22 protein-coding genes and 1 pseudogene are annotated in these 23249 nt (G+C 45.0%); 18 read left to right on the top strand and 5 right to left on the bottom strand.

The features are described 5' to 3' along the window. Positions 1 to 241 precede the first annotated feature (241 nt). The 10 genes and pseudogenes from rplU to ACTTJ8_RS03995 all read left to right on the top strand — a co-directional run bounded on the left by rplU (position 242) and on the right by ACTTJ8_RS03995 (position 8045). Positions 242 to 556, top strand: a complete 315-nt coding sequence (gene rplU, locus ACTTJ8_RS04040) for a 50S ribosomal protein L21 (protein ID WP_442716744.1) — start codon at positions 242 to 244, stop codon at positions 554 to 556. A gap of 8 nt (positions 557 to 564) precedes the next feature. After that, positions 565 to 888: a ribosomal-processing cysteine protease Prp gene (locus ACTTJ8_RS04035; RefSeq protein WP_442720377.1), complete on the top strand. Its 324-nt coding sequence runs from the start codon at positions 565 to 567 to the stop codon at positions 886 to 888. 33 nt (positions 889 to 921) lie between these two features. After that, the gene (gene rpmA / locus ACTTJ8_RS04030) at positions 922 to 1173 is read left to right on the top strand and encodes a 50S ribosomal protein L27 (protein ID WP_442716746.1); all 252 of its coding nucleotides are present in this window, start codon (positions 922 to 924) and stop codon (positions 1171 to 1173) included. 333 nt (positions 1174 to 1506) lie between these two features. Next, positions 1507 to 2484 (top strand): annotated as a pseudogene (gene cgtA, locus ACTTJ8_RS04025) (Obg family GTPase CgtA); the annotation flags it as partial. Positions 2485 to 2921: 437 nt separating this feature from the next. Further along, positions 2922 to 3611: a nicotinate (nicotinamide) nucleotide adenylyltransferase gene (gene nadD / locus ACTTJ8_RS04020; protein WP_442720376.1), complete on the top strand. Its 690-nt coding sequence runs from the start codon at positions 2922 to 2924 to the stop codon at positions 3609 to 3611. Next, positions 3604 to 4251 (top strand): bis(5'-nucleosyl)-tetraphosphatase (symmetrical) YqeK, encoded by a 648-nt coding sequence (yqeK, locus tag ACTTJ8_RS04015; protein WP_442716749.1) that lies wholly within the window; start codon positions 3604 to 3606, stop codon positions 4249 to 4251. Before nadD ends, yqeK begins: the two co-directional genes overlap by 8 nt. Continuing rightward, entirely contained in the window at positions 4248 to 5432 is a 1185-nt protein-coding gene (locus ACTTJ8_RS04010; protein ID WP_442716750.1) for an LCP family protein, read from the top strand. Before yqeK ends, ACTTJ8_RS04010 begins: the two co-directional genes overlap by 4 nt. Positions 5433 to 5442: 10 nt before the next feature. Then, positions 5443 to 5796: a ribosome silencing factor gene (rsfS, locus tag ACTTJ8_RS04005; RefSeq protein ID WP_442716751.1), complete on the top strand. Its 354-nt coding sequence runs from the start codon at positions 5443 to 5445 to the stop codon at positions 5794 to 5796. 153 nt (positions 5797 to 5949) lie between these two features. Beyond that, the gene (locus tag ACTTJ8_RS04000) at positions 5950 to 7542 is read left to right on the top strand and encodes a ComEC/Rec2 family competence protein (protein ID WP_442720375.1); all 1593 of its coding nucleotides are present in this window, start codon (positions 5950 to 5952) and stop codon (positions 7540 to 7542) included. A 248-nt stretch (positions 7543 to 7790) separates the two neighbouring features. Further along, the gene (locus ACTTJ8_RS03995; RefSeq protein ID WP_442720374.1) at positions 7791 to 8045 is read left to right on the top strand and encodes a hypothetical protein; all 255 of its coding nucleotides are present in this window, start codon (positions 7791 to 7793) and stop codon (positions 8043 to 8045) included. 155 nt (positions 8046 to 8200) lie between these two features. Here the strand turns inward: ACTTJ8_RS03995 and ACTTJ8_RS03990 are convergent, their stop codons facing one another. Next, the gene (locus tag ACTTJ8_RS03990) at positions 8201 to 9565 is read right to left on the bottom strand and encodes a TldD/PmbA family protein (RefSeq protein ID WP_442720373.1); all 1365 of its coding nucleotides are present in this window, start codon (positions 9563 to 9565) and stop codon (positions 8201 to 8203) included. Further along, complete coding sequence (locus ACTTJ8_RS03985; RefSeq protein ID WP_442716755.1) at positions 9562 to 11007, bottom strand: TldD/PmbA family protein; 1446 nt, start codon at positions 11005 to 11007, stop codon at positions 9562 to 9564. Before ACTTJ8_RS03985 ends, ACTTJ8_RS03990 begins: the two co-directional genes overlap by 4 nt. 382 nt (positions 11008 to 11389) lie before the next feature. On the opposite strand from ACTTJ8_RS03985, the gene ACTTJ8_RS03980 reads away from it, so the two are divergent. Next, a complete protein-coding gene (locus ACTTJ8_RS03980; protein ID WP_442716152.1) occupies positions 11390 to 12097 on the top strand; it encodes a DUF2715 domain-containing protein in 708 nt (235 codons plus the stop codon). Positions 12098 to 12220: 123 nt separating this feature from the next. Beyond that, on the top strand, positions 12221 to 12460 hold the full coding sequence (locus tag ACTTJ8_RS03975; protein ID WP_442720372.1) for a hypothetical protein: 240 nt from the start codon (positions 12221 to 12223) through the stop codon (positions 12458 to 12460). A gap of 126 nt (positions 12461 to 12586) precedes the next feature. Here the strand turns inward: ACTTJ8_RS03975 and ACTTJ8_RS03970 are convergent, their stop codons facing one another. Continuing rightward, positions 12587 to 13918 (bottom strand): ATP-binding protein, encoded by a 1332-nt coding sequence (locus tag ACTTJ8_RS03970; protein ID WP_442716151.1) that lies wholly within the window; start codon positions 13916 to 13918, stop codon positions 12587 to 12589. Positions 13919 to 14511: 593 nt separating this feature from the next. Here ACTTJ8_RS03970 and grdC point away from each other — a divergent pair. The 6 genes from grdC (at position 14512) to ACTTJ8_RS03940 (ending at position 19214) form a co-directional block, all read left to right on the top strand. Further along, the gene (grdC, locus tag ACTTJ8_RS03965; protein ID WP_442720371.1) at positions 14512 to 16056 is read left to right on the top strand and encodes a glycine/sarcosine/betaine reductase complex component C subunit beta; all 1545 of its coding nucleotides are present in this window, start codon (positions 14512 to 14514) and stop codon (positions 16054 to 16056) included. Continuing rightward, positions 16053 to 17201, top strand: coding sequence for a glycine/sarcosine/betaine reductase complex component C subunit alpha (gene grdD, locus ACTTJ8_RS03960; protein ID WP_442720370.1), 1149 nt, complete (start codon positions 16053 to 16055; stop codon positions 17199 to 17201). Before grdC ends, grdD begins: the two co-directional genes overlap by 4 nt. A 409-nt stretch (positions 17202 to 17610) precedes the next feature. Beyond that, a complete protein-coding gene (locus tag ACTTJ8_RS03955) occupies positions 17611 to 17733 on the top strand; it encodes a DUF3784 domain-containing protein (protein WP_442719642.1) in 123 nt (40 codons plus the stop codon). A 20-nt stretch (positions 17734 to 17753) separates the two neighbouring features. Then, entirely contained in the window at positions 17754 to 17993 is a 240-nt protein-coding gene (locus ACTTJ8_RS03950) for a DUF6364 family protein (protein ID WP_442719641.1), read from the top strand. After that, positions 17986 to 18411, top strand: a complete 426-nt coding sequence (locus tag ACTTJ8_RS03945; RefSeq protein WP_442720369.1) for a type II toxin-antitoxin system VapC family toxin — start codon at positions 17986 to 17988, stop codon at positions 18409 to 18411. Before ACTTJ8_RS03950 ends, ACTTJ8_RS03945 begins: the two co-directional genes overlap by 8 nt. Positions 18412 to 18665: 254 nt before the next feature. Beyond that, positions 18666 to 19214, top strand: a complete 549-nt coding sequence (locus ACTTJ8_RS03940; RefSeq protein ID WP_442719639.1) for a GNAT family N-acetyltransferase — start codon at positions 18666 to 18668, stop codon at positions 19212 to 19214. A 157-nt stretch (positions 19215 to 19371) separates the two neighbouring features. Here ACTTJ8_RS03940 and pflA read toward each other — a convergent pair whose 3' ends face one another. Beyond that, entirely contained in the window at positions 19372 to 20115 is a 744-nt protein-coding gene (gene pflA / locus ACTTJ8_RS03935; RefSeq protein ID WP_442716144.1) for a pyruvate formate-lyase-activating protein, read from the bottom strand. 534 nt (positions 20116 to 20649) lie between these two features. Then, on the bottom strand, positions 20650 to 22890 hold the full coding sequence (pflB, locus tag ACTTJ8_RS03930; RefSeq protein WP_442716143.1) for a formate C-acetyltransferase: 2241 nt from the start codon (positions 22888 to 22890) through the stop codon (positions 20650 to 20652). Positions 22891 to 23249: the final 359 nt, after the last annotated feature.

Raw genomic sequence — 23249 nt, 5'->3', positions numbered from 1 at the left:
CAGAAGATATCATAAAAATTCCTTTTTGGGGCAATACCTCTTGCAATTTATAAATGCTATTTACCGTTCAATTTTCTGCTTGACCTATCAGGAAGTTTTATGCTAAAATCTACAATCAACCGTTTAAATATGATGACCTACACCCGTTCGTATCTCATCATACAAAAATCTATAAAACAATGCAGATGCGCTCATTACAATACTGATGTGTATTTTCGCGCAAGCATGAACAGAGGTTTTTATGTACGCACTTTTTGAATATAAAGGTAAACAGTATAAGGCTGAACAAGGCGCTAAAATTCTGGTCGATAAAATAAGCGAAGCCGAGGGGACTACGTTCGATATTGAGACTGTTTTACTGGTCAACAACGATGGTAATGTGTCTGTCGGAGCGCCGTATATTGCCGGTGCAAAGGTTTCGGTAACGGTAGAAAACAGCATCCGCGATAAAAAAGTGATTGTCTACAAATATAAGAGCAAGAAAGACTATCACCGGACAATCGGTCATCGCCAGCACTATACCTATATTACCGTTAATGCAATTACCGGAGCATAAGCATACCGGTGATACGGATCCTTGTGGAGCTTGATGCAGAAAATCGGCTGCTTTCATTTGAAGCTGCCGGACACGCAAACTACGGCGCCAGAGGATGCGATATTGTATGTGCTGCCGTAACCATTCTTTTACGGACAACAGTGCAAGCGCTGAGTTCTGTAGAGGCTGATGTTCGTGCGGAAAAGCGGGGAAACTTACAGTTTCGCGTTCTTCGCTCTGATGATGAACAGGCAGAACGGTTACGGTATGCGGCAGAGTTTTTATGGCTTGGGATTACTTCACTGCAAGAAGAATATCCGCAAGCACTTCAATGCAAAAAGATACAGCGGTAAACGGTTTCGTTTACCCGATATAAGGAGGCTATTATGGCACGGAAACGAGGCGGAAGCGGTGCAAAAAACGGACGGGATTCAAATCCTAAATATTTAGGGGTTAAAGTATACGGCGGACAGACTGTAAAAGCCGGTTCGATTTTAGTCCGTCAGCGCGGAACAGCCATCCATCCGGGAGATAATGTCGGTCGCGGTAAGGATGATACCTTATTTGCAATGGCTGATGGTACAGTTAAGTATCATTACCGCAAAGGTAGACATTTAGCTTCTGTAGCGCAACAGTAAGAGTGAAGGGGCGGTTCATTCCGCAGTAATCTCGTAAGCCGGCTCATCTGCCGGCTTTTTTTCTCGTTTTTTCTTTATACGATTGCAGATACGCGCTGATCATTATTAGACCTGTGCGGTAACTGCGTTGTCGAATAGGTCGACGAGTTCTCAATCGCACAAATAGCAAAAATTGCACGATTTAGAACATTGCATTTCAAGGGAACCTGTTCAGAAACGGAGGTTTCCGAACAGGTTTACTCTATGAGAAAACCTCTCAGGGACTCATCGAGGTTTTAGAGTTCTCAAGGGTTTTTCTTGTAAAGCGTATCGGTAATTTCAGGATATACTATTATGATTCAATTTGCAGATGAAGCGCTGATCGAAGTTTCATCAGGGAAGGGCGGAAACGGCTGTATTGCATTCCGGCGCGAAAAATATGTACCCAAAGGGGGACCGGCTGGCGGAGACGGCGGGCGGGGCGGCGATGTTTTGTTTGAAATCAAACGGAATATGCGCACACTCGTACACTTACGCCATAAACGGATATTTAAAGCAAAAAACGGCTTGGACGGGCAGGGGTCTAAACGCTTTGGGGCAAAAGGTGCTGACTGCATTATCCCGCTGCCGCCGGGCTGTATTATCAAAGATGCAGATACCGATGAGCTGCTGTATGATTTTGGAGGCAGCACAGAAGGGCTTATCCCTTTTTTAAGCGGCGGAAACGGCGGCTGGGGAAACTGTCACTTTAAAAGCTCTACCAATCAAGCTCCCCGTACTGCCTTACCCGGACAGGAGGGGACAACCCGGCGGATTAAAATAGAGCTGAATATTATAGCGGATATCGGGCTTGTCGGCTTTCCGAATGCAGGAAAGTCCTCCCTGCTTGACTATTTTACCAATGCCCGTCCTAAAATTGCACCCTATCCCTTTACTACTAAGATACCGAACCTCGGTGTACTCCGCATTGACGAAGAACAAGACATCATCATCGCTGATATACCGGGTATACTGGAGGGGGCTTCCGAAGGAGTTGGTCTTGGACTCCGCTTCCTCAAGCATATTTCCCGGACAGCCGGGCTTGCATTTTTGATCGATCTTTCGGATGATAATTATTTGACCGTTTATGAGACCTTGTGTGCAGAGCTTTCCGCTTATTCAAAGGAATTAGCAGCAAAAAAACGGATCATTATTGCAACAAAACTTGATCTTGAAGGCACAAAAGAGCGGCTGGCAGCACTAAAAGAAAAGTATCCCGATATGATTGTACTGGGGATTTCCGTGTTTAACCGTTGGGGATTGGATGAGGTGCGGGATGCTTTTGTTACATTGGTAGCGGAGCTTTCAGCTGCCGAAAAAGCCGGGGCACCCCCGACTGGTTCAAGAGATGCGGCGCTCGCTCCTTTTGCGGGAATAACGGGATCAACGGGAGCTGTAGTACCTGCTGCGGGAATGCCGCAGACGGAAACTGCAGCAAGACCGGAACCGCCGGCTTTAGGAGAAGGGGCTATCTCCGCAGACATTCTTGCACGTACGGAAGCGGAGTTCTCAGCCGCTGATACCGCCGTAGCGTTTGGTTCCGGTACCTTTGTGCCCGGCAGTGCTGCAACGGCGGGGCAGTCTGCCGGTAAAGCTGCAACACAAAAAATCATCGTGCAGCCTTCCGAAGCGCCCAGTTTTATGCAGGTAGAGCTGGAAGACCCATCCTATCCGGTGCAGGAAGGTTTTGGGGCAACCGTGAGCCTGAGCCGAAAGCGGAGAGGGAAAAAATGAGGCTTGCCGTACTGGGCGGCTCTTACAATCCTATCCATATTGGGCATTTATTGCTTGCAGAAACCGTGTGCCGCAGCTGCGGGTATGACACCATCGCCTTTATCCCGGCATTTTTGTCTCCTTTTAAGGATGGACACACAGGATGCTCACCGGACGATAGGGTTGCGATGGTACAGCTCGCAATAGCTGATAACCCTGCCTTTTACTGTGAATGCTGTGAGATAGAGCGGCAGGGCATATCTTACACTATCGACACGCTCCGGTTTCTAGCAGAAAAATACCCGCAGCGGGAAGGGAAAATCGGGCTTGTTATGGGAGACGATTTGCTCGCCGGATTGGATAGCTGGCATGAGGCGGCACACTTGACCGATTATGCCGATATTATTGTGGGCAATCGGGTAAACGGGGGGATAACAGCCCCTGACCCCATAGCGCCTATCAGCAGTGCAGCACGGCATGAATCCGGCAATACCCCAGAGAGCAGAGCGCCGCTGCCGCAGCGTATTGGGGGATATACCGGGACCGGGGTATCAGCAGGCGGTATTCCGTATATCACTATTGCCAATGCCCTACTGCCGGTTTCTTCAAGCAGCATACGGGCTGCTATTACAGAGAAAAAAGCCTGGCGCTATCTTGTCCCTCCAGCGGTATACACGTATATTATAGAACATAACCTTTATGAATGAAGCCCGTATTGAAAAACTTATTACCGAACTTACAGCCTCTATCCGCGGCTGTCTTTCCGATCACCGCTATCAACATTCGTGCAGAGTAGCCTCATTTGCTGAAGAGCTTGCCCGCCGCTATGGCTATGACAAGAAGCAGCAGCGGTTGTGTTATCTCGCCGGTATTGCGCATGATATGTGTAAAGAGGAACCGGCACCGGTTTTGCTCCGGACTGTGCAGCAAGACGGACAGCCTGTCTCACCTGAAGAAGCGGTAAACTCCGAGCTGCTTCATGGAAGAGCTGCTGCAGTTCGGTTACGTGAACGGTATGGTATTCACCAAAAGAAACTGCTGAATGCAGTACGCTTTCATACTTCTGCTTCGGCAAAATTTGATGCAGTGGGAAAAATCATCTATATTGCAGATAAAATTGAACCGGGGAGAAAAAATTGCGGTTATTTGCGGGAAAAGGTTCCGGAATTATCACTTGATGCGCTATTCTTTGAGGTGCTCAAAGAAGTAATCGCCTTTGTAGAAAAAAAAGGAAAAAAAGTGCAGGGCTGTACCTATAAGGTATATCAGTCTATGAAAATATCGCACACTGTACACAATGCATCAGTTCCGGCATCACCGCGCAGTACCCGGAGGAACAAAGATTGAAAGAGGGAAAAAATATTATCTTCTTGCTGCTTATCTTAGTAATGCTGATTCCTTCCGGCATTATTGTTGCAAGAAATCTGAAAGTGGATCCGATCAGTACATCGCTTTCCGATGATAACGTACTCAAGGTTCTCTTTATTATTGAACAGGATAATGTGCCGATTTCTACCAATATTATTGCGAATTATGCGCCGACACGGCGGGCGGCAATGTTTGACATACCTGCAAATATCGGATTGATTTTGCAGCAGCTGGAAAGAACCGGCGGTATCGGCACTCTGTATACGGAAAAAGGGGCAAATGTGTATAGGGAAGAGATTGAAAAGCTGACCGGCGTTGACATTCCGTTTTACATTTCATGCTCGCTGACTGATTTTGTGCATTTAACCGACCTGATCGGCGGTCTTTCAGTGTTTATTCCGTCCTCGGTTGACATTGAATCTGAAACCTATGGGAGAATTTTGCTGCCTTCCGGTTCTGTGTTGCTGGACGGTGATAAAGTGCGTAAGTATCTGCTGTATGAAGATGAAGCCGATGCAGAAGGAGAGCCGGTTACCCGTAAGCAAAAGGCGGTGCTCGCTTTTCTGAGGGGGCTGTATGAACATCCCGAAATATTTGAAAAAGAGCAATTCAAAGTGTTGAGTCCGCTTTTACGCAGCAATATTACCGGAGAGGACTTTAAGCAGCTGTTAGAGTATTTGAGTCAAACCGATTCCGAGCGGTTGGTGCCGCAGCGCCTGACCGGTGCGGTAAGAATGGTGGATTCAAAAGAGCTGTTGTTTCCCTTCCGTGATGGGCAGCAGATTAAAGAGATTATCGGGCAAACCTTAGCAGCGCTTGCCTCAAAAGAAGGGACAACCTTGGAGCGGGTATATGCACTGGAAGTCCTCAATGGGACAGATACCAATGGGCTTGCGCGGACTGCCTCCGAGCTGTACCAAAGCTTTGGGTATGATGTCATCCGTATCGGTAATGCCCCGCAAAGCGGAGTGGAGCACACGGTGCTTATTGACAGAATCGGAAACGAGGCTGTTGCGAAAATTGTTGCACAAGTAGTACGGTGCGAAAATATTGAATCGGTACAGGTCAGTAATGATCATTCTGATAGTGAAAGCAATGTTGATTTTACCTTGATTCTTGGAAAAGATTTCAATGGTTATACAGTACGGCAAAAAAAATAAGAGAGGAATAATGGACGTTAATTTTGAAAAAGCAGCATTAGCATTCGGTACATTGCTGCAAGATCTTAAAGCAGAATCGGTAGCGGTGCTTGATCTGCGGGAAGCAAATATCTGGACAGATTTCTTTGTGATTGCAACGGTTTCAAGCGGCAAACAGGCGGGGGGGCTTGAAAGCAAGCTTATGGAAGCAGCAAAAGAAATGAACATTGAAGAATACCGGACAATCCGGAAAAGTCCTGATGGAGATGAGTGGAAACTATTGGACTTCGGCTCTATTGTTGTTCACTTGATGAGTCCGACAGCTCGAAAGTTTTATGATCTTGAACGGTTATGGTATGATAAACCGAACTTACTCAACACATAAGGGCATTTTCTAGAAACATCAAGCTCATAGGCTTATCCTGTAAGGAAATGCATTTTCACTATTCTTGTATATTTTTCAAGCATATTTGCATATTTTTTGAAAATTTTTAGCCATTTTGAATCTTACACGCTATAAGTATAAGAGAGGTTCACTATGGAAAAAATAGCTATGAGTCCTATTATGCTGATTGCCGGAGGAACGGCATCAGTGTTTTATGGGTTGTATACTTTAGCGGGACGGGGAATTTGTGTTTCATCTTTTGTTTTTCTTATCGCTCTCACTGTTGTAATCGCTGGTATTGTCTATCAGCTCTGGAAAAGACATATGCCGCCGGTACTTGCCGGTGTTGTGTTTATTATGGCGGGTATGGTATTCGGCTCTTATGCCGAGCTTCGTTTACGGGTTCAGCGCCAGCCGCCTCGAACGTTGACCTCTCTACAGCAGGTACAAACGATCATTGGAGAGCTGTCCGGCGAACCGGCTCCGGCAGGAACGGATTTTTATCGCATACCGGTACGGCTTATTGCCTGCAATACCAGTCCTGATCGACAGTTTTCTGCTGCGGGAATGGTGGAGCTCTTTGTTCCTGCCGGTCTTATCCGCGGAACCTATGCCGGCGGCATCGGTACTATCGAAGAACTGCCGGAACTCGTCAAAACTGCCATGACACTGCATACAACAGCTGCCTTTGTTCCTTTTTTGCGTAATGCCCAACCGTGCAGATTTTATGCGCAAGGATTGAAGGTATTGGTGCAAGGGCGCTTTAGTAAAACAGGAAGAGTATTCTATGCCCGTCCGGTACAGCCGGTCTTTTTAGGCTGGAGTTCACCGCTGAATAGAATCCGGGCAATCTTACGCTTTGCCTTGATGCGGATGCTCTATGGATGGGGTAATGCAGGCGGACTGCTCTTGGCGCTTTTGGCAGCTGATAAAACATTTTTACCGCCGGAATGCACTACTGCATTTCGCAACGCAGGACTTGCTCACATTCTAGCGTTGTCGGGAATGCACCTCTCACTTATCAGCACGGCAGCGCTGCAAGGAGGCTCTTTATTCGGACATAAAAAGCGTGCAATTCAGGCTTCGCTTGTTGCCGTTTGTGCATTTGTGTGGTTTGCAGGTTCTGCTCCATCCCTTAACCGTGCATTGGGAATGGTGTGTATTGCTGCTTTAGGAAGAGCTTTGGGGCTAAAACCTCCGTTGTTTGCAGTTCTCTGTACCATGCTGACCGTTCATATCACCTTCGCCGGCAGCGATGCTGTTACGCTTGGTTTTCTGCTGTCTTACGGGGCATGTGCAGGGATTATCCTGTTTGGAGATTCATGTGCGTATCTTGCAGCCGGGAAAATACCTCCCGCCGCTGCACAAAGCCTTTCAGCATCCATTGGCGCACAGTTATTTACATTGCCAATCGTTATTGGGGCTATCGGTAGTGTCGCTGCAGCAGGTATTATTGCCTCCTGCGTTGTCAGCCCGATGGTGTCACTCTTTTTAATGAGCGGTCTTATTACGATTCCTCTTGCACTTATCATCCCTTTGCTCAGCCCGCTCATCGGTACGGTACTGAACATCGTATATGATGGTATTTTTTTTACCGCTGACTTGTTTGCCCGGCTGCCTCAGCTCATGCCGGAAACAGCTGTACAGCGCATTGTGATTTCCTGTGCAGGTGTTTTGGCTGGAATTGGGATTACAGCTGCTGCACATCGCCGTTTTGCCGGCATAGAGAAGACACTTCTTTCATAAATCATTGAGCATAAAGGAATTGACCAAACGGATCGGTATTGCGAAAGAAAGTTTTTATAACTTTTGGAAGGATAAATACGCTCTGATTATAGAACTCATTGTATGCTGGTTAAATCAAAAACTACGCAATATTGAAAAAAGTTTTCAACTTCGCTTACCAACCCGGCAGCATTTCTTACGGATATGATATACAAATCTTCGATTGATATTATAAAAATTCAAAGCCAGCCTATTTATAAGGGGGTATTGTGCTGACTGCACTTACACAAAGCCGTGGGAATATTCCTGTCAGTATAAAAACAGCGCACTACAGCAAAGCGTGTATGTATCATATTCTTGCGGGAGGTCTGCCTAATTTTTCACGGCAGGGTTTGTTTTATGCACCGCTCTTATATCTTCTGCCAGCCGTATACGGAAAAAACGGTATCTACCTGCGGCATCCGCTTTCCGATTTTTTACCCTTCCTTCCTGTTTGCCGTTGCGGTCGTTTACAGGTGGTATAGGAAAAATGTTTTAAGTAACGGCGGCGGCGGTGAGAGGACGCAAAGGTTTTAAAAGGCTATCTGATCAGATATCCTTTGGGTTTTCCGTTGCGTCCTTAGCATCTCTGCGGGTAGTGTTTAAGCTTCAATGCTTTATTAGATATTTTTTACTACCCCTATAGCGTGCAGTTAAAATCCTTGACCAAGATACCGGGCAACAGACAGCCGCCTACAGCACGCTCTTCGTAAGTACTTGTTTCTACAAAGAGCTTCCGTTCTTTGGTGAGCGCGAGGAGGTTTGCGCCGAACATATTGTATAAGGACTCATCCCAGCGCATATCTGCAATGGGGGCGACGACTTTTCCGTTCTCTACCCATAGACAGGCAAAGCGGGTCATACCGGTTATACGAGCTGTTGCAGGATCACTCCAGTTAAGGTAGTGGAAATTCGAGATGTAAATACCCGTTCCCAATTCCTTGAGCGCATCTGCTTCGGCAAGGGTACCAGCTCCGATGACTGCAGAGCGGAAACCTTCTCCAGCTTCTGCTCCGTTTGCCTTTGTACCGTATTGTTTTTCCGAGCGGGAACTCACGATAGTGTTTACGAGTTTTCCGTTTTGAATAACGGTGAGTTTTTCCGGAGCTGCTTCTCCTTCGCTGTTAAATGCAGGTTCCACACCGATGGAAAAATCTTGAATTAGATTGAAGGTATCCGCAAAGTGTTCCCGTCCTTCTTTTAATGCAAGATAGGCACTTTCACCCTGCTGCATTCCCCGCTCGCCAAATCCATTCCACGAGAAAAACTCTACAACATCCACCAAGGCATTCGCAGAGATAAAGGCACGGTATTTGCCCGGTTCGATTTTTTTCGGTTCAAGCGCAAGTATCTGTAAATTCTGCCGCGCATCGGCAATACGTTTTGCGTATTCAGCCTGCTGCCAGTTGCGGTCTGCATAGAGTCCTTTTACAGCCCGCCCGTTTTTCAGCCAAATAGAATAGTCAAGGGTGAAGTTTTTTGTTTGAAACCAGTGCCGTGCTCCGGCGCTATTGGCAGCTCCGCGGCATAGTATTCCTTGAGAAAAAAGCCCGGCAAAATCCAGATCGGCGACCGGTTCCAACAGCGTCTTTTCTATTGCAGCTTGCGGCAGCAGTTCTCCGTCATACATTGTTTCCGAACGGTCTTTTGCCTCTGGAATAGACTGATACGGGTCTTCCGGTAGCTGCGCAATGGTGTTGCGTGCATCTTCCAATGCAGCGGCAAGATCATCCTTATCCTGCTCAAGAATACAGCTCAATCCTTGTGCAAAGCTGTATGTCCTTTTATTTTTATACAAGGTAATAGACATATCTGCTTGCCGGACAAAACCGTTTTGCCGCACTTTGGCATGATTCATACGCAAAAAATAGGTGTCCTCTGCATGGTAGCTCAGCGATGCCTGTTCATTCGGCAAAAGCTCCCCTAAAAAGAAGTCGGTAAGAGCTTCAAAGTGCTGTTTAAAATTGATTTCCTGTTTATCCGCTATTGTCTGCTTACAACTCATTTTCCGCCTCCAAATACTTCAACATCGCTGAATGCGCATACGGGGCTTGCATGACCTACCCGTATTACCTGATTCGGCTCTCCTTTGCCGCAGTTCGGTGTACCGAATACCTCAAAAGTGCTTGCATCGCCGACTGCACAGAGGCTGTTCCAAAAGTAGCGTGAAATGCCGCGGTAATTTGGATCGCGTACGGTTTTTGTCAGTTTGCCGTTTTCGATGAGCTTGCCGTATTCGCAGCCGAACTGAAATTTATTACGGTAATCGTCGATCGACCATGAACGGTTGGAGAACATCAATACGCCGTTTTCAATAGAAGATATGATTGAATCAAAGCTGCTTGTGCCTGCTTCCAGGTTGAGATTTGCCATTCTGTCGATGGGCGGACGGTTCCATGAGCAGGCACGCTGGTTTGCTACCCCATGCAATCCCGACCGTTTTTGACTTTCCAAACTGCCGAGCGCCCCTATCAAAATTCCATCTTTGATCAGATATTCTTTTACGGCAGTATTGCCTATATCATCAGCTCCGTAGCTTGCCAGCTCCTGCGCAATGGTCGGGTCAAAGGCAACGTTCATCAGCGGAGAACCATAGCGGAAGTGTCCAATATCTTCCAGTGTGATAAAGCTGCCCCCTGCAAAGTTGCGTTCGTCACCAAGGATGCGGTCTATCTCCAGCGCATGCCCCACACTTTCGTGAATTTGCAGCATCATCTGATCGGGCATCAGCACCAGAGTACGCTTTCCCGTGGGGCATGGTTCGGCGGTCAACAGCTCGACTGCTTCTGTTCCCGCTTTATGCGCCCGCTTGAGAATATCCGCCGAATTGAACAGCTCCCGCCCTCCCTGATAGGTACAGGCAGAATGCCCGTTTGCACTCCGTTGTTGGATAATATCCCCTTCCCGGGCAACAGCGTTCATGCTGATACCGCCGAAATGGATGGTTTGCCTTACATCTGCACCATTGGTAGACACCATTTCGATTTCACTCATACCCATCTCACAAGAAGCTGCCGTTTGAATGATTTGCGGCGAAATACGCGCTGCATCACAGGCTCTGCACAAAAGCTCTACCGTTTCTCCTGCGGGGAGTCCGCTCCGTGTTTTCCGCTGGGTGGTATACCGTACCTGCGCTGCAGGGCGCACAGACTGGTCAAATTGGTAAATAGCGTATGGATTTGCTGACTGGGCTGCTGCAAAAGCCCGTGTTGCTGCCCAGCGGATACCCTCACTGCTCATATCAGCGGTTGCTGCATAGCCGAATGTACCCTTGTATAGCACCTCCAACATAACACCTTCATCAGTCCCGCCGAATCCTTGATCAAACTTTCCGTCAATAGCGGAAAACACTGTTAAGCGGTTGGTAACCCGCCGTAATCCGATCCACTCAGCTTCAGGTACAGCAGCCGCTGCTTCCTTCAAAAGCCGGTGTATATTCACTTTCATAAAAAACTCCTTCGATATTTGTTAAGCAAACACATGGGTAATCGGTTGTATTTGTTTAATAGTTTCTTTTGTTTCTGCTTTCATGCTATCAATTTCATATCTATTTTGAATATTCATCCAAAATTCAGGACTTGTGCTAAAAACCTGCGCGAAACGTAATGCCGTATCGACTGTAATCCCTCTTTTTCCTTATCCAGCCAATCAACTATCATAGGGAAATACTATCATTGGCAGTTAGCATCTGTCAACCTGAACCTTTGACAAAACGCTCTTGACTTTTTGAGGGGGGGGTATTATGGAAGATAAGTTTTAATCTGTGAACGGATAGCTCTGTTAAGCGAGAAGGTTCTAAAAGCTGTCCTAGCATCAAAAGGAGTTTTTTATGAAAAGCAAAAAAACGATTGCTGTACTTATGGTATTAACGGTCATGTGCTGTAGCACGCTTTTTGCAGCGGAGGCAAAGAAAAACAGAAAAAGTGCCAAATCAACTGATAGCACCGTTGTTACCTTCACACCGGCAATCGGACTTTCGACGGCAACTGCAACATCGTCGTTCGGCAATATTTCAATGCTTCAATTTGATCTTGGCTTCCATGCTGCGATGCTCGGTATACCGAAAGTTGCAAAAGATTCGTGGCTGAACAATCTTACCCCGATGGTTAATATCGATTTCGGCATAGGAGGAAAACTGTCGTTTCCCGGTGAAGATAGCAATACGGACTCAAAGATAAAAACAACTGCGGTACTATTTCAGATGTCGGCGCTGTGTGGTTATACGTTTAAACCGGTAAAGAATCTGTATCTTACCCCCGCCGCCGGCTTAGGTTTTTCTGCCGGTTCTGTAAGAACAAAAGAGACCATCAAAATTTTTGATGAAACAGAAACAATCGAGGAGACTTATACAATAGGTACATTCTCTCTTCCGTTTTTCTTCGGGCTTAAATACTTTTTTACCGATCTTATCGGCATCGAGTTGACACTTATCGATACACTGAACTTCGGTAGGGTACTCACCTCGCCATTCGGTAGTTTCCAAAATACATTTGTTATTAAAGTCGGTCCTACATTCAGACTGGGTATGAAGGTGTAAACAGGAAAAATAAGTAACAAGACAGACCCGAAAGTTTTGCCGTACCGGCGGAAGAACGGATATACTGAGTTTGAACTTTCGGGACAATTCATGCCCAATAAGGACAATGTAAGGGAGTTTGATATGAAAAAGAGAATGGCGGTAATATCTGTATGCTGTATATTTCTATTACTATGTACCTCTTGCACAAGTTTAGGTGTACAGCTGCACGGAGAACAATATTTTGTCGGCAAAACTGAAAATGATTTAATAAAATATTTTGGCGACCATGGTATCGAACTATCCAACAAAACAGAATACGATAAAGTAGTAAGATTCTGTAATCAAATAGATACGATCTATGATGATAGATACGATCTATGATGAAAAAATTATAAAAATCGAAAAACAATAAGAAAACCTCTAAAAACATCAAGCCTATCGGCTTGTTCTGTAAAGAAATGATTTATCATATCCGCTAAAGCGGATTGCGAATCAGTTTTTAGTTATTTACTCAATAAGAAACGGTGTCAAATATACCGGCTTTTTTTGTAATGATCCCTCTGTGCCGACATCTTTTTGAGACAATACATACAGAGTGCCGATATTTGCCGAGAACTTTTTTGCAAATGCACCGATTGATTCGTGCTTACCTGTTCCGGACGACTTTACTTCAAACCCTGATATTTTATTGCCGTTTGAAATTAAAAAATCCACTTCGTAGTAATGGGTACTCCCCGCTTTTTCCCATGTGTGATAATACAGTTCACGGTCTATCGCAGTAATCATTTGCGCAACTGCGTTTTCATAGAGATATCCCAAATTGGCAGGCAGTTTATCCGAAAGCAGCTTTTTATAGAGTTCGTTTTCTACCGCAGGTCTATCTATAAACATCAACGTGATAAACAAGCCTGTATCGGCAAGATAGAGCTTGTAGCAGTCAAAATCCTTTGTATCGGCAAGACTCACCCTTGGATTAGCCGAATGATAGCATGGCAACACCGTTTTTGAATCAATGAGTTCATAGAGAAGCTCTTCGGATTTTGTATTATTTCTTTTCCCTATGGCCGATGATGCTCTATATTTTCGCGTCCCCTTCGCCAGCTGCGCCGGTATGGCATGATACATTGCCGATATCCTTCCCGACGGATCGAGCTTTCTAAAATCATCTTCGTATAACGCAATAATTTGGCGTTTTACTTGATCAATCCCGGTAAAATTTTCTCCGCGGATATATGCCTCTACTGCCTGCGGCATACCGCCGACTGCCATATACAGTCTGAAATCCCGCATCAATTTTCTATTTGTCGCTTGCCCGATTGCTCTTCCCGTTTTATAAATCTGTTGCAACAATGCATAGTTATAGCCTACCGCTCCGCAAAACTCCTCATAGTCCATCGGATGAACCTGAATTTTCATTTCTTCCGATGGGATTAGAATATCTTTCACATTTTTCTTGATTGAAATGAGCGAACCTGTTTCCAGATAATGATAGCGGCCATCATGAACAAGATGCTTGATTGCCTGCCGTGCTTTTGGAAAAAGCTGAATCTCATCAAAGATAATAAGGGATTCATGTTCATACAGTGTTATGCCCGTCTCCGCTTGCAACCTTAAAAAAAACAAAGGGAGATTTCCTATGTTGTCAAAGCATTTTACGATATTATCTGCACTTTTTGAGAAATCAATAAGAAGATATGATTTGTATTCATTCTTGGCAAAACTTTCCGCAATGGTTGATTTTCCAACCCGCCGTGCCCCTTCAAGCAATACCGCATAACGATTTGCATAATGCTTTTTCCAATCCAGAAGTTTATCATAAGCCTTTCGTTTAAAAACCATATACTAGTATATTACCGGATATTGTGCGTTTCTTCAAGATTTGTTCAGTTGAATTTGTGCATTTCTTCAAAGTTTATTTAGCATTATTTGTGCGTTTCTTCAAGATTTTAAGAGTGGGTATAAAAATCAAAATTTTACACGGCGCCTCCTATTTCCAAGGATGTGCCGTGTATTTACAAATAGATTTTTCTTTTTTTGATTATTTCGACAGATAAACTCAAGGGTTTGCTGGAGGAACATTGTTTATCCACCGTATTTGAAATGGAATGCAGCTCTCAGCTGATCAATAACACAACCGCGGCTAAAATAACCAATGAGCTATTGGTTGTGCCTCCTTTGCTCCACTCCAGTTGTTGATTTGCCATTCTGTTTAGATACAGGCTTTCGTGCTATTATCAAAGCTAAAAAACAAATGCTTGACAAGAGCCTAGGCAAAGTGTACGCTAATTGCAGCAATATAATAGGAAGCTCAATACTCTGGAGAACGGGAACTGCTCAAAATCTTTGTTTTTAGAGATGTCCTTGTGTCGATAGCCGGAGCAGGAGAGGCAGCCTGTTGATATTCTAATAATTTCTAATAATAAGGAAGTATTATGACAAACCCAGTAATTAAGGGGGCAAGCTATACCTTATCGCATAGCCCTGACCTATTAAAGCGAAACGGTTCAACTCAAACCGCAGCTATTGCCAAGGATCCTTCCGATCCCTATATTGCAGCTATTCCTTCTCATTTAAGAACGTTTGAGCAAGCTGTTCAATATCCGCCCAACCAAGTATACATCGGAAACAAGGCACCGGAGGATTTGTCCGGTATTCCTGAGCCGTGGTTTAAGTGTACTGAAAAAGCAGAACGCTTTGGAGCGTTCGGAGAAATTGCAACTCAGAAAGAGCTGTATATTTTGATGAAATACGCTGATGTCTTTGAGCTGGTGTGCTTAACCGAAGAATTTACAGCGGAAGCTGCATCCATTATTCAAAATCACCCCTTAATGAAGGCTAAGTCTATTTCAGTTGGGGCTGGAATGCCGAAAGCTGATATTGAAAAGCTGGTGCAGAGCCATACTGCAGAAGGCTTGTACGATAACGATGTTTTAGTCGGCTGTGTTAAACAAGCTCATGATACCGACTCGAACTTGAGCGCCCATACTATGCTGGAAAACCTTGTTACCAAGGGTACCGGTATCTTAACTGCATGGCACCTTGCAGAGTTGGAAGGCATTGACGCTGCTTCTATCGACTACATTATCGAGTGTTCCGAAGAAGCAGCCGGTGATGTCAACCAGCGCGGAGGCGGCAATATTGCAAAGTCCGTCGGTGAAAAAGCTGGCTGTGTCAATGCTACTGGCTGCGATATCCGCGGCTTCTGTGCCGGGCCGGTACACGCATTGGCAAATGCCGCGGCATTGGTACGTTCCGGTATTTTTAAGAATGTTATGGTTGTTGCCGGCGGTTCGGTACCCAAGCTTGGTATGAACGGTAAGGATCACGTTAAGAAAGAAATGCCGCTCATTGAAGATATGGTAGGTGGCTTTGCAATACTTATTTCCGAAGATGACGGTGTAAGTCCGGTTATCAATACTGATGTTATCGGTAAGCACACTATTTCCTCCGGTTCTTCTCCGCAGGCGGTTATGACGGCGCTCATTTATGATCCGCTGAATGCTGCCGGTATGAAGATCACCGATGTTGATAAGTTCTCTGCAGAATTGCAGAATCACGAAATTACTGCTCCTGCCGGTGCCGGTAACGTACCTGAGGCAAACACGAAGATGATTGCAGCCCTTGCTGTTATGAAGGGCCAGCTTGACCGTGCGAAGATTGCGGAATTTGTAAAGCAGTACGGTATTGAAGGCTTTGCACCGACACAGGGACATATTCCCTCCGGCGTTCCGTTTATCGGACATGCACGCCGGGATATGCTTGCGGGTAAAATGCACCGTGCAATGATTATCGGAAAGGGCAGCTTGTTCCTTGGTCGTTTAACCAACTTGTTTGACGGCTTGAGCCTTTTGATTGAAGCCAACAGCGGAAAGGGAAGTGCAGCAAGCGGTGCCGGAGAAGCAGAGATTAAGAAGATTGTTGCCGATGCTATGCGCGATGTTGCAGCCCGTATCTTAGCGGAGGGCGGAGCAAAATGAGTAGTACAAAACAGCAATTAGCTGATGCCTTTAATCTGATGGCAACCGGTTTGGAAACAGGAGCTTTTTCGGCAGCCTTTCCCGTCGGTTTGACCATCCCGGGCAGCGAGCATGGGGAAGCAGAGCTCATCCGTGCAGCTAAACTTGCTGCCCATGCAAATCCCGGTCTTGATATAGTGTTGATCGGCGGACCGAAAACGGAAGGATTCCGCTGGTATGAAGCGCCGACACTTGAAGACGCTCACCATAAAATGGAAGAACTCCTGAAATCCGGAGAAATCAAGGCAGCGGTAACCATGCACTATACCTTCCCGCTCGGTATCACAACCATCGGAAAGGTAGTAACTCCCGGCTTTGGAAAGGAAATGTTTATCGCTTCCACCACCGGCGCATCCGATGCCGACCGCTATAAGGCAATGCTCCTCAATACCTTTGCCGGTATTGCCGTAGCAAAGGCAAACGGGGTTGAAAAGCCGACTGTCGGACTTTTGAATATCGATGGTGTTGCAACAATCGAAAAAGCATTGCTCAAGCTGCAAAAGGCAGGCTACCCGATTAGCTTTACCGAATCGCATCGTGCCGACGGCGGTGTCCGTATGCGCGGCAATGACCTGCTGCAGGGTACACCGGATGTTATGGTGTGCGATACCTTAACCGGCAATGTGCTGATGAAGCTTTTCAGCTCCTTCTTGACGGGCGGAAGCTATGAGGCATCAGGCTCCGGTTATGGACCTTGTGCTGGTAAAGATATGACCGACGTGGTTGCCATTGTTTCCCGCGCATCGGGAGCGCCGGTTATTGCAGCCGCATTGGTCTATGCTGCACACAGCGCACAAGCAAACTTAAAAGAGCTGTGCCGTGCCGAAGTACAGATGGCAGAAAAAGCAGGATTGCAAGCCATCCTCGATTCTTTCGGTGCTGCAAAGGAAGCAAGCTCAGAATCGGTAACGGTTCCGCCTAAAAAGGTCGTTACCGAAGAAATTCACGGTATCGATGTTATAGATATAGAAAATGCCTGCAAAACTCTGTGGAAAGAAAATATCTACGCAGAGGCGGGAATGGGGTGTACTGGTCCGGTTATTCTGCTTGCGGGTGAAGATGCTGAAAAAGCACGCAGCATTTTAACAGCAGCAAACTATATTTAAACCTGTGTACGGGTGCACATCGGCATTGAGTTTTTAAGAGGCCCCTCTAAAAACCTATACCTGCGTTTTTAGACGGTGTCCTAAAGATACCCTATAGATGCTCGTATTGTTCGGGCGGAGTTTTGTCATAAACTCCGCCCCGTTTTCAGAAGAAAAGCTGTCGGCTCAGATGTTCTGCGTAGATGGGGAGGTCGCAAAAGTTGGTTACCTTTTTGACATCCCTATGCTGAAAGCTGTTTTATCCTCACATCATTTTATAAAAATCTAAAAATTTATCAAAAATACTCATCGGGCAGCTCTAAAAGCTATACCTGAGTTTTTAGAGCTGCCCGATAGCATTTGTAGATTATAACATCAGATAGGAGAGAATAGATGTATATAATTATAGCTTTTCTTTTAAGCGGTGTTAATGATTATATTCGGGATTTTCATCAGAGAATGTAAGTTCTACAATTTGATAGCCGGATATAATGCAATGTTTGCCGAAAAGAAAAAATCCTATAATCCACAACATAGCAAAAGGATTAAATGATATATAAGAGAGGATCCTAAATGAAAACTGAATTAATTCTAAAAATAGATAAAAATATTGCTGAAACAATGAGACACTGTGCTGTCAAAAATAAAAAAAGTATGTCAAAATTTGTTGAAGAACTTTTTAATAATTCAATGGGTATAAATCAAGGGATAGAAGAAATATCTCCGCTTGTCAAAGAATTGAGCGGCATTATAAGAGAGCAGGATTTTGAAAATATAAGTTATATGAGTTATTTGGAAAAAAAATATGAGTAACAAAATATTTGTTGATTCAGATGTGATTTTAGATATTTTATGCCAACGGGAACCGTATTATGAATATGCCGCTTATGTGTTCTCATTGAGTGATGCAAGGAAAATTGTTTTATACACAACATCGTTGGTATTTTCAAATGTATATTATATCCTTAGAAAGGTATTAGGCATACAAAAGGCAAAAGAATCCTTACGGAAACTAAGGCTGCTTGTTAAAGTAATACCTGTAGAAGAAAAAGAAGTAGATTTAGCTTTAAACTCAAAATTCTCAGATTTCGAAGATGCTTTACAATATTATACGGCAATGCGGCATGGAATAGACATATTATTAACACGAAATATAAAAGATTATAAAGAAAGGAAAATATTAGTACAAACACCTGAAGAATTTATAAGCGATACTAGACCTGTTCGATAACTTCGGTGTCGAACAAAAAAGTAACACCTAATGCACGCTTCAACCAGGTATTGCGGATAAACCGTAAATGTGCAGGTTAAGCGTTAGTTACCGGTTTGCCGATGAGCTATCTTCTAAAAATCTATCTCGAATGTTTAGAAGGTACCATTAACAGTTGAGATGTCTTTGCAACGGATTATTGAACACTATCACTGCCGTTTGCGGTGTTGATAGAGGAGAGTACAGTACGTGTGTTTATCCTATTGGAGGTTTATATGTACATAAAGAAATTGATAGGAACAAAGTGTTATCTTGCACCGATTGACATGGGGGATGCTGAGCAGTATGCGATATGGCTCAACGATATGCAGGTAGCGGAATATCTAACGACTGCATCTTCTGTTATTTCCCTCGAAAGCGAGATGGAGATACTGGGCAGCCTTTCACGAGAGCATAACTACGGCATTGTAGACCTGCAAACCGACCAACTGATCGGAATTATTGGACTGCTTGCTACAAATCATCTTCACCGTACCTCAGAACTCGGTATTTTTATCGGTGCCCGTGATTATTGGAGCCAAGGCTACGGCAGGGAAGCCATTGCTTTGCTGCTCGACTACGCTTTTAAAAAGCTCAATCTGCATACTATTCTGTTACGGGTATACGATTTTAATCAGCGTGCTATTGCCTGCTACGAAAAAACCGGCTTCAAAAAAATCGGTGAAATCCGAGATGGTTTTATCAGAAACCTTGAATATCATAATATCGTGCTGATGGATATTCTACCGACGGACTTTTACGAGGCAAACCCGCAGTTTAAGTAATGAGACATCTTTTGCCGTATGCATCATCCGCTGCAGTTGCAGTAGTCGAGTTTGTATGCTGCTTGGTCTTTTATCCATATTGTTAGTATGGAGTATAGCCTCGATAGCTGTGAATTTTGAAGCTATCTTCTTCAGAGTTTTATGGGAAAGGTACTCTTTACTTATTCTTCGGAGCATCTGATGTGAGCGCTAAACCGCGGTCAAGAAAAATTTGCTTTGCTATCGTATATTCTTCGGACGAAAGCGGCGGCACTCCTTCCAGCGGATAGACCTTGCCAAGTTCTTTCCATTTAAACACGCCGAGGGTATGATATGCAAGCAGATCAACTTTCTCCACATTTGGCAGTGTCTTTATAAAGTCTGCAAGTTTCTCCAGAAGTTCTTTGTTGTAAGTAATGCCCGGTACGATAACATGACGAAGCCATACCGGTTTATTGATAGAAACAAGATAGTCCAAAAAAGCTAAAACACGGGAAAGCGGCGCTCCGGTCAGCTCTTGATGCTGTTTTTCATCAATAGATTTTATATCGAGTAAGACAAGATCGGTATATTCCAGTGCTGCTTTTACTTTGTCGTTAAGAAAATACCCTGATGTATCAACAGCCGTATGCAGAGACTCCGTTTTACACAACTCAAAAAGATTTTTTACATATTCGGGCTGTCCAAGCGGCTCTCCTCCGGTTACCGTAACTCCTCCGGCAAAAATATAATAATGCTTATACCGTCTAATACGCTCAAAAGTCTGTGCAGCGGTATCCATAATCCGTGCATCTTTCCTCTCCCACGTGTCGCAATTATGGCAGTATTTACACCGCAGCGGACACCCCTGCAAAAACACTACGAACCTCAATCCCGGTCCATCTACCGTTCCAAATGTTTCATACGAATGAATATATGCCATAGAAGCTGTTGTGTAGAATCCTTTTTAAAATAACGTCTCTCGACCAACGCTTTTGAAAATAGGGGGAGCCGCCCCCTCCGTTAGCCTACGGTAAAAATGTACATCCCTGTACATTTTTACCTGCAAGTTTGCAGGTAAACTTGTTACTGCGTGGAACCACCGCCATCCGTGGCAAGTTCAAAAATTGACCTCCTTGTCAATTTTTGAACGCGAATTTTTGCCGTGCAAAAATGTCGCTATTACATGGAACCACCGCCATCCATGGCGGTACTGATACGTTGAGCAGCGGCACGGATGCCGCTCGTATTAACCAGCAGCGATGTTTCGGCAAAGCCGAAACTCGCCATCAAAAGTGTACATGGAGGTACACTTTTGATGATGCGACGCAGTAGATGCGCCCACAACCAACGCTTTTGAAAATAGGGGGAGCAGATGCTAGGAGCGTACAAAAAACACCCGCAGGCGTACTTGTTGTACGTCGAGGACTGTTTTTTGTTAAGCGACAACGCAGATGCCCGCCTATTTTCAAAAGATCTACATGGATTGATTAATAGTCCTCGAAAGCACATCCAACTGCTGTTCACGGGTCAGCTTCACGAAGTTTACTGCATAACCGGAAACGCGGATGGTCAGCTGCGGGTACTTTTCAGGGTTCTCCATAGCATCTTCCAGCAACGCGCGGTCAAAGACGTTGACATTCAAGTGCTGTCCGCCATCCGGAGTAAAGTAACCTTTTAACAGGTAGGTTAAATTATCTACTCTGTTACTGGTTTCTTTACCCAGTGCATTCGGCGCAATCGCGAAGGTGTAAGAGATACCGTCTCCAATATCTTCAAACGGCAGCTTAGCAACTGAAGAAAGCGATGCAATAGCTCCATTAGTATCGCGCCCATTCATCGGGTTAGCTCCGGGAGAGAACGGTTCACAAGCACACCGTCCGCACGGAGTCGCTCCTGTTTTCTTTCCATATACGACATTCGACGTAATGGTAAGAGCCGACTGAGTTGCCTTTGCATGGCGGTAGGTTTCATGGCGGCGCAGATAGTTCATAAACTTGCGAGCAACCATAACAGCAAGCTGATCCGTTGCATCGTTATCGTTACCGTAAGGAACATATTCGCCTTCACGTTCAAAGTCAACCGCAAGACCTTCAGCATTGCGGATTACCTTCACCTTGGTGTCGCGGATTGCTGCAAGAGAGTCTGCAACAATAGCAAGACCTGCAATACCGGTTGCCTGAATCCGTTCAACATCAGCATCGTGCAGAGCAAGTTCAAATGCTTCGTAGGAATATTTATCATGCATATAGTGAATGATCTTCAGTGCATTCATATATACGCCGGCAAGCCACTTCATCATCTGCTCAAAGCGCTGCATAACCTCATCATAGTCAAGGTAGTCCGACGTGATCGGGCTGAACATCGGAGCAATCTGTGCACCGGATTTTTCATCGCGTCCGCCGTTAATGGCGTACAATAAACACTTAGGCAGGTTTGCACGTGCACCGAACAGCTGCATCTGCTTACCGATCTTCATCGGAGAAACACAGCATGCAATACCGTAATCATCTCCAAAGTCAGGACGCATTAAATCATCATTTTCATACTGGATAGAAGAAGTCTGCACAGAAACCTTTGCACAGAATTTATTCCAGTTTTCCGGTGCATGGTTCGACCACAGAACCGTCATATTCGGCTCCGGAGCCGGTCCGAGGTTGTATAGCGTGTGCAGATAGCGGAAAGAGGTCTTAGTAACAAGCGGCCGTCCGTCAACACCCATACCGCCGAGAGATTCAGTGACCCATGTAGGATCGCCGGAGAACAGTTCATTGTATTCCGGTGTGCGGAGGAAGCGGATAATACGCAGCTTGATAATAAACTGATCGATCAGCTCCTGTGCCTCGACTTCGGTGAGTTTTCCTTCTGCAATATCCCGTTCAATAAAGATATCCAAGAAGGTAGAAGTCCGTCCAATTGACATCGCCGCGCCGTCCTGGTCTTTTGTAGCAGCAAGGTAGGCAAAATAGAGCCACTGTACTGCCTCCCGTGCATTTTCTGCAGGGCGCCGTACATCAAAGCCGTAGCTTTCGCACATGCGGATAAAGGCTTCAAGTGCTTTGATCTGCTCGCTGATTTCTTCGCGGTAGCGGATATCTGCTTCGCTTAGTTCACTTACATCAAGCTGATGCATTGCTGCTTTGCGTTCCTGGATCAGGTTATCCACACCGTAAAGTACAACACGGCGATAGTCACCGATAATACGCCCCCGTCCATAAGCATCTGGCAAACCGGTAATAATGCCGGACTTGCGTACAGCCCGCATCTCTTCAGTATAAACCGAGAAAACTCCATCGTTATGCGTCTTTCGGTACTTTGTAAAGATTTCTTTTGTAAGCGGATCCAGCTCATATCCATAGGCCTTCAGTGCGTTTTCTACAACATGCCAGCCGCCTTTAACATAGATACCACGCTTAAGCGGGGCATCTGTCTGCAGACCAACAATAACCTCATCGTCTTTCGAGATATAACCGGCTCCGTAAGCATCAATACCTTGAGGTTTTTTTGTTTCAGCATCATAAACGCCCCGTTTTGTCTCTTCTTTAAACAATTCGGTAAGTTTATTCCACACACGCAGTGTTTTTTCTGTGGCAGATGTCAAAAAGCTGTCATCCCCTGTATAGGGCGTATAGTTATTTTGGATGAAATCGCGTACATCGATACCAGTACGCCAATATTCACCCTTAAACGTAGAAAAATAATCAGACCATTTATTCATGGCGAAGCTCCTTATACTGTAATATCCTTTGTTGTAAGGTAATAATATACTAGAGAAAAAAATATATTAAAGCAATAGGAAATCGCTAAAAATTTCTATTTTTAGCGATTTTTAAGTCTCTGTAAAAAGATTTGTGTAAATACTTGAGAACATGATGGAACAAGGATGTCTTAAAAAACTGATTTGCAGGTACGGGCTAGCCATAATCATTTCTTAATCTGAATAAGCCGATAATCTTACGATTGTAAAGTTCTCTTTTATTGTTTACTTGCAAAAGCCGAAGAAATATGTTAGATTCGAGGCTATTCCAAACGATGAAAATTATAAAGAAACACTCATTTTGATGTAGATGTATAAAG

It is taken from the genome of Treponema sp. (assembly GCF_052169735.1).
Lineage (GTDB): Bacteria > Spirochaetota > Spirochaetia > Treponematales > Treponemataceae > Treponema.
This window is presented reverse-complemented; position numbering and strand designations above follow the sequence as displayed.

Bases quoted from the DNA above. Each gene is read 5' to 3' on its own strand.
- rplU (WP_442716744.1), top strand. From the start codon at position 242: ATGTACGCACTTTTTGAATATAAAGGTAAACAGTATAAGGCTGAACAA.
- rpmA (WP_442716746.1), top strand. From the start codon at position 922: ATGGCACGGAAACGAGGCGGAAGCGGTGCAAAAAACGGACGGGATTCA.
- nadD (WP_442720376.1), top strand. From the start codon at position 2,922: ATGAGGCTTGCCGTACTGGGCGGCTCTTACAATCCTATCCATATTGGG.
- yqeK (WP_442716749.1), top strand. From the start codon at position 3,604: ATGAATGAAGCCCGTATTGAAAAACTTATTACCGAACTTACAGCCTCT.
- rsfS (WP_442716751.1), top strand. From the start codon at position 5,443: ATGGACGTTAATTTTGAAAAAGCAGCATTAGCATTCGGTACATTGCTG.
- ACTTJ8_RS04000 (WP_442720375.1), top strand. From the start codon at position 5,950: ATGGAAAAAATAGCTATGAGTCCTATTATGCTGATTGCCGGAGGAACG.
- ACTTJ8_RS03990 (WP_442720373.1), bottom strand. From the start codon at position 9,565: ATGAGTTGTAAGCAGACAATAGCGGATAAACAGGAAATCAATTTTAAA.
- ACTTJ8_RS03985 (WP_442716755.1), bottom strand. From the start codon at position 11,007: ATGAAAGTGAATATACACCGGCTTTTGAAGGAAGCAGCGGCTGCTGTA.
- ACTTJ8_RS03980 (WP_442716152.1), top strand. From the start codon at position 11,390: ATGAAAAGCAAAAAAACGATTGCTGTACTTATGGTATTAACGGTCATG.
- ACTTJ8_RS03975 (WP_442720372.1), top strand. From the start codon at position 12,221: ATGAAAAAGAGAATGGCGGTAATATCTGTATGCTGTATATTTCTATTA.
- ACTTJ8_RS03970 (WP_442716151.1), bottom strand. From the start codon at position 13,918: ATGGTTTTTAAACGAAAGGCTTATGATAAACTTCTGGATTGGAAAAAG.
- grdC (WP_442720371.1), top strand. From the start codon at position 14,512: ATGACAAACCCAGTAATTAAGGGGGCAAGCTATACCTTATCGCATAGC.
- grdD (WP_442720370.1), top strand. From the start codon at position 16,053: ATGAGTAGTACAAAACAGCAATTAGCTGATGCCTTTAATCTGATGGCA.
- ACTTJ8_RS03955 (WP_442719642.1), top strand. From the start codon at position 17,611: ATGATTATATTCGGGATTTTCATCAGAGAATGTAAGTTCTACAATTTG.
- ACTTJ8_RS03950 (WP_442719641.1), top strand. From the start codon at position 17,754: ATGAAAACTGAATTAATTCTAAAAATAGATAAAAATATTGCTGAAACA.
- ACTTJ8_RS03945 (WP_442720369.1), top strand. From the start codon at position 17,986: ATGAGTAACAAAATATTTGTTGATTCAGATGTGATTTTAGATATTTTA.
- ACTTJ8_RS03940 (WP_442719639.1), top strand. From the start codon at position 18,666: ATGTACATAAAGAAATTGATAGGAACAAAGTGTTATCTTGCACCGATT.
- pflA (WP_442716144.1), bottom strand. From the start codon at position 20,115: ATGGCATATATTCATTCGTATGAAACATTTGGAACGGTAGATGGACCG.
- pflB (WP_442716143.1), bottom strand. From the start codon at position 22,890: ATGAATAAATGGTCTGATTATTTTTCTACGTTTAAGGGTGAATATTGG.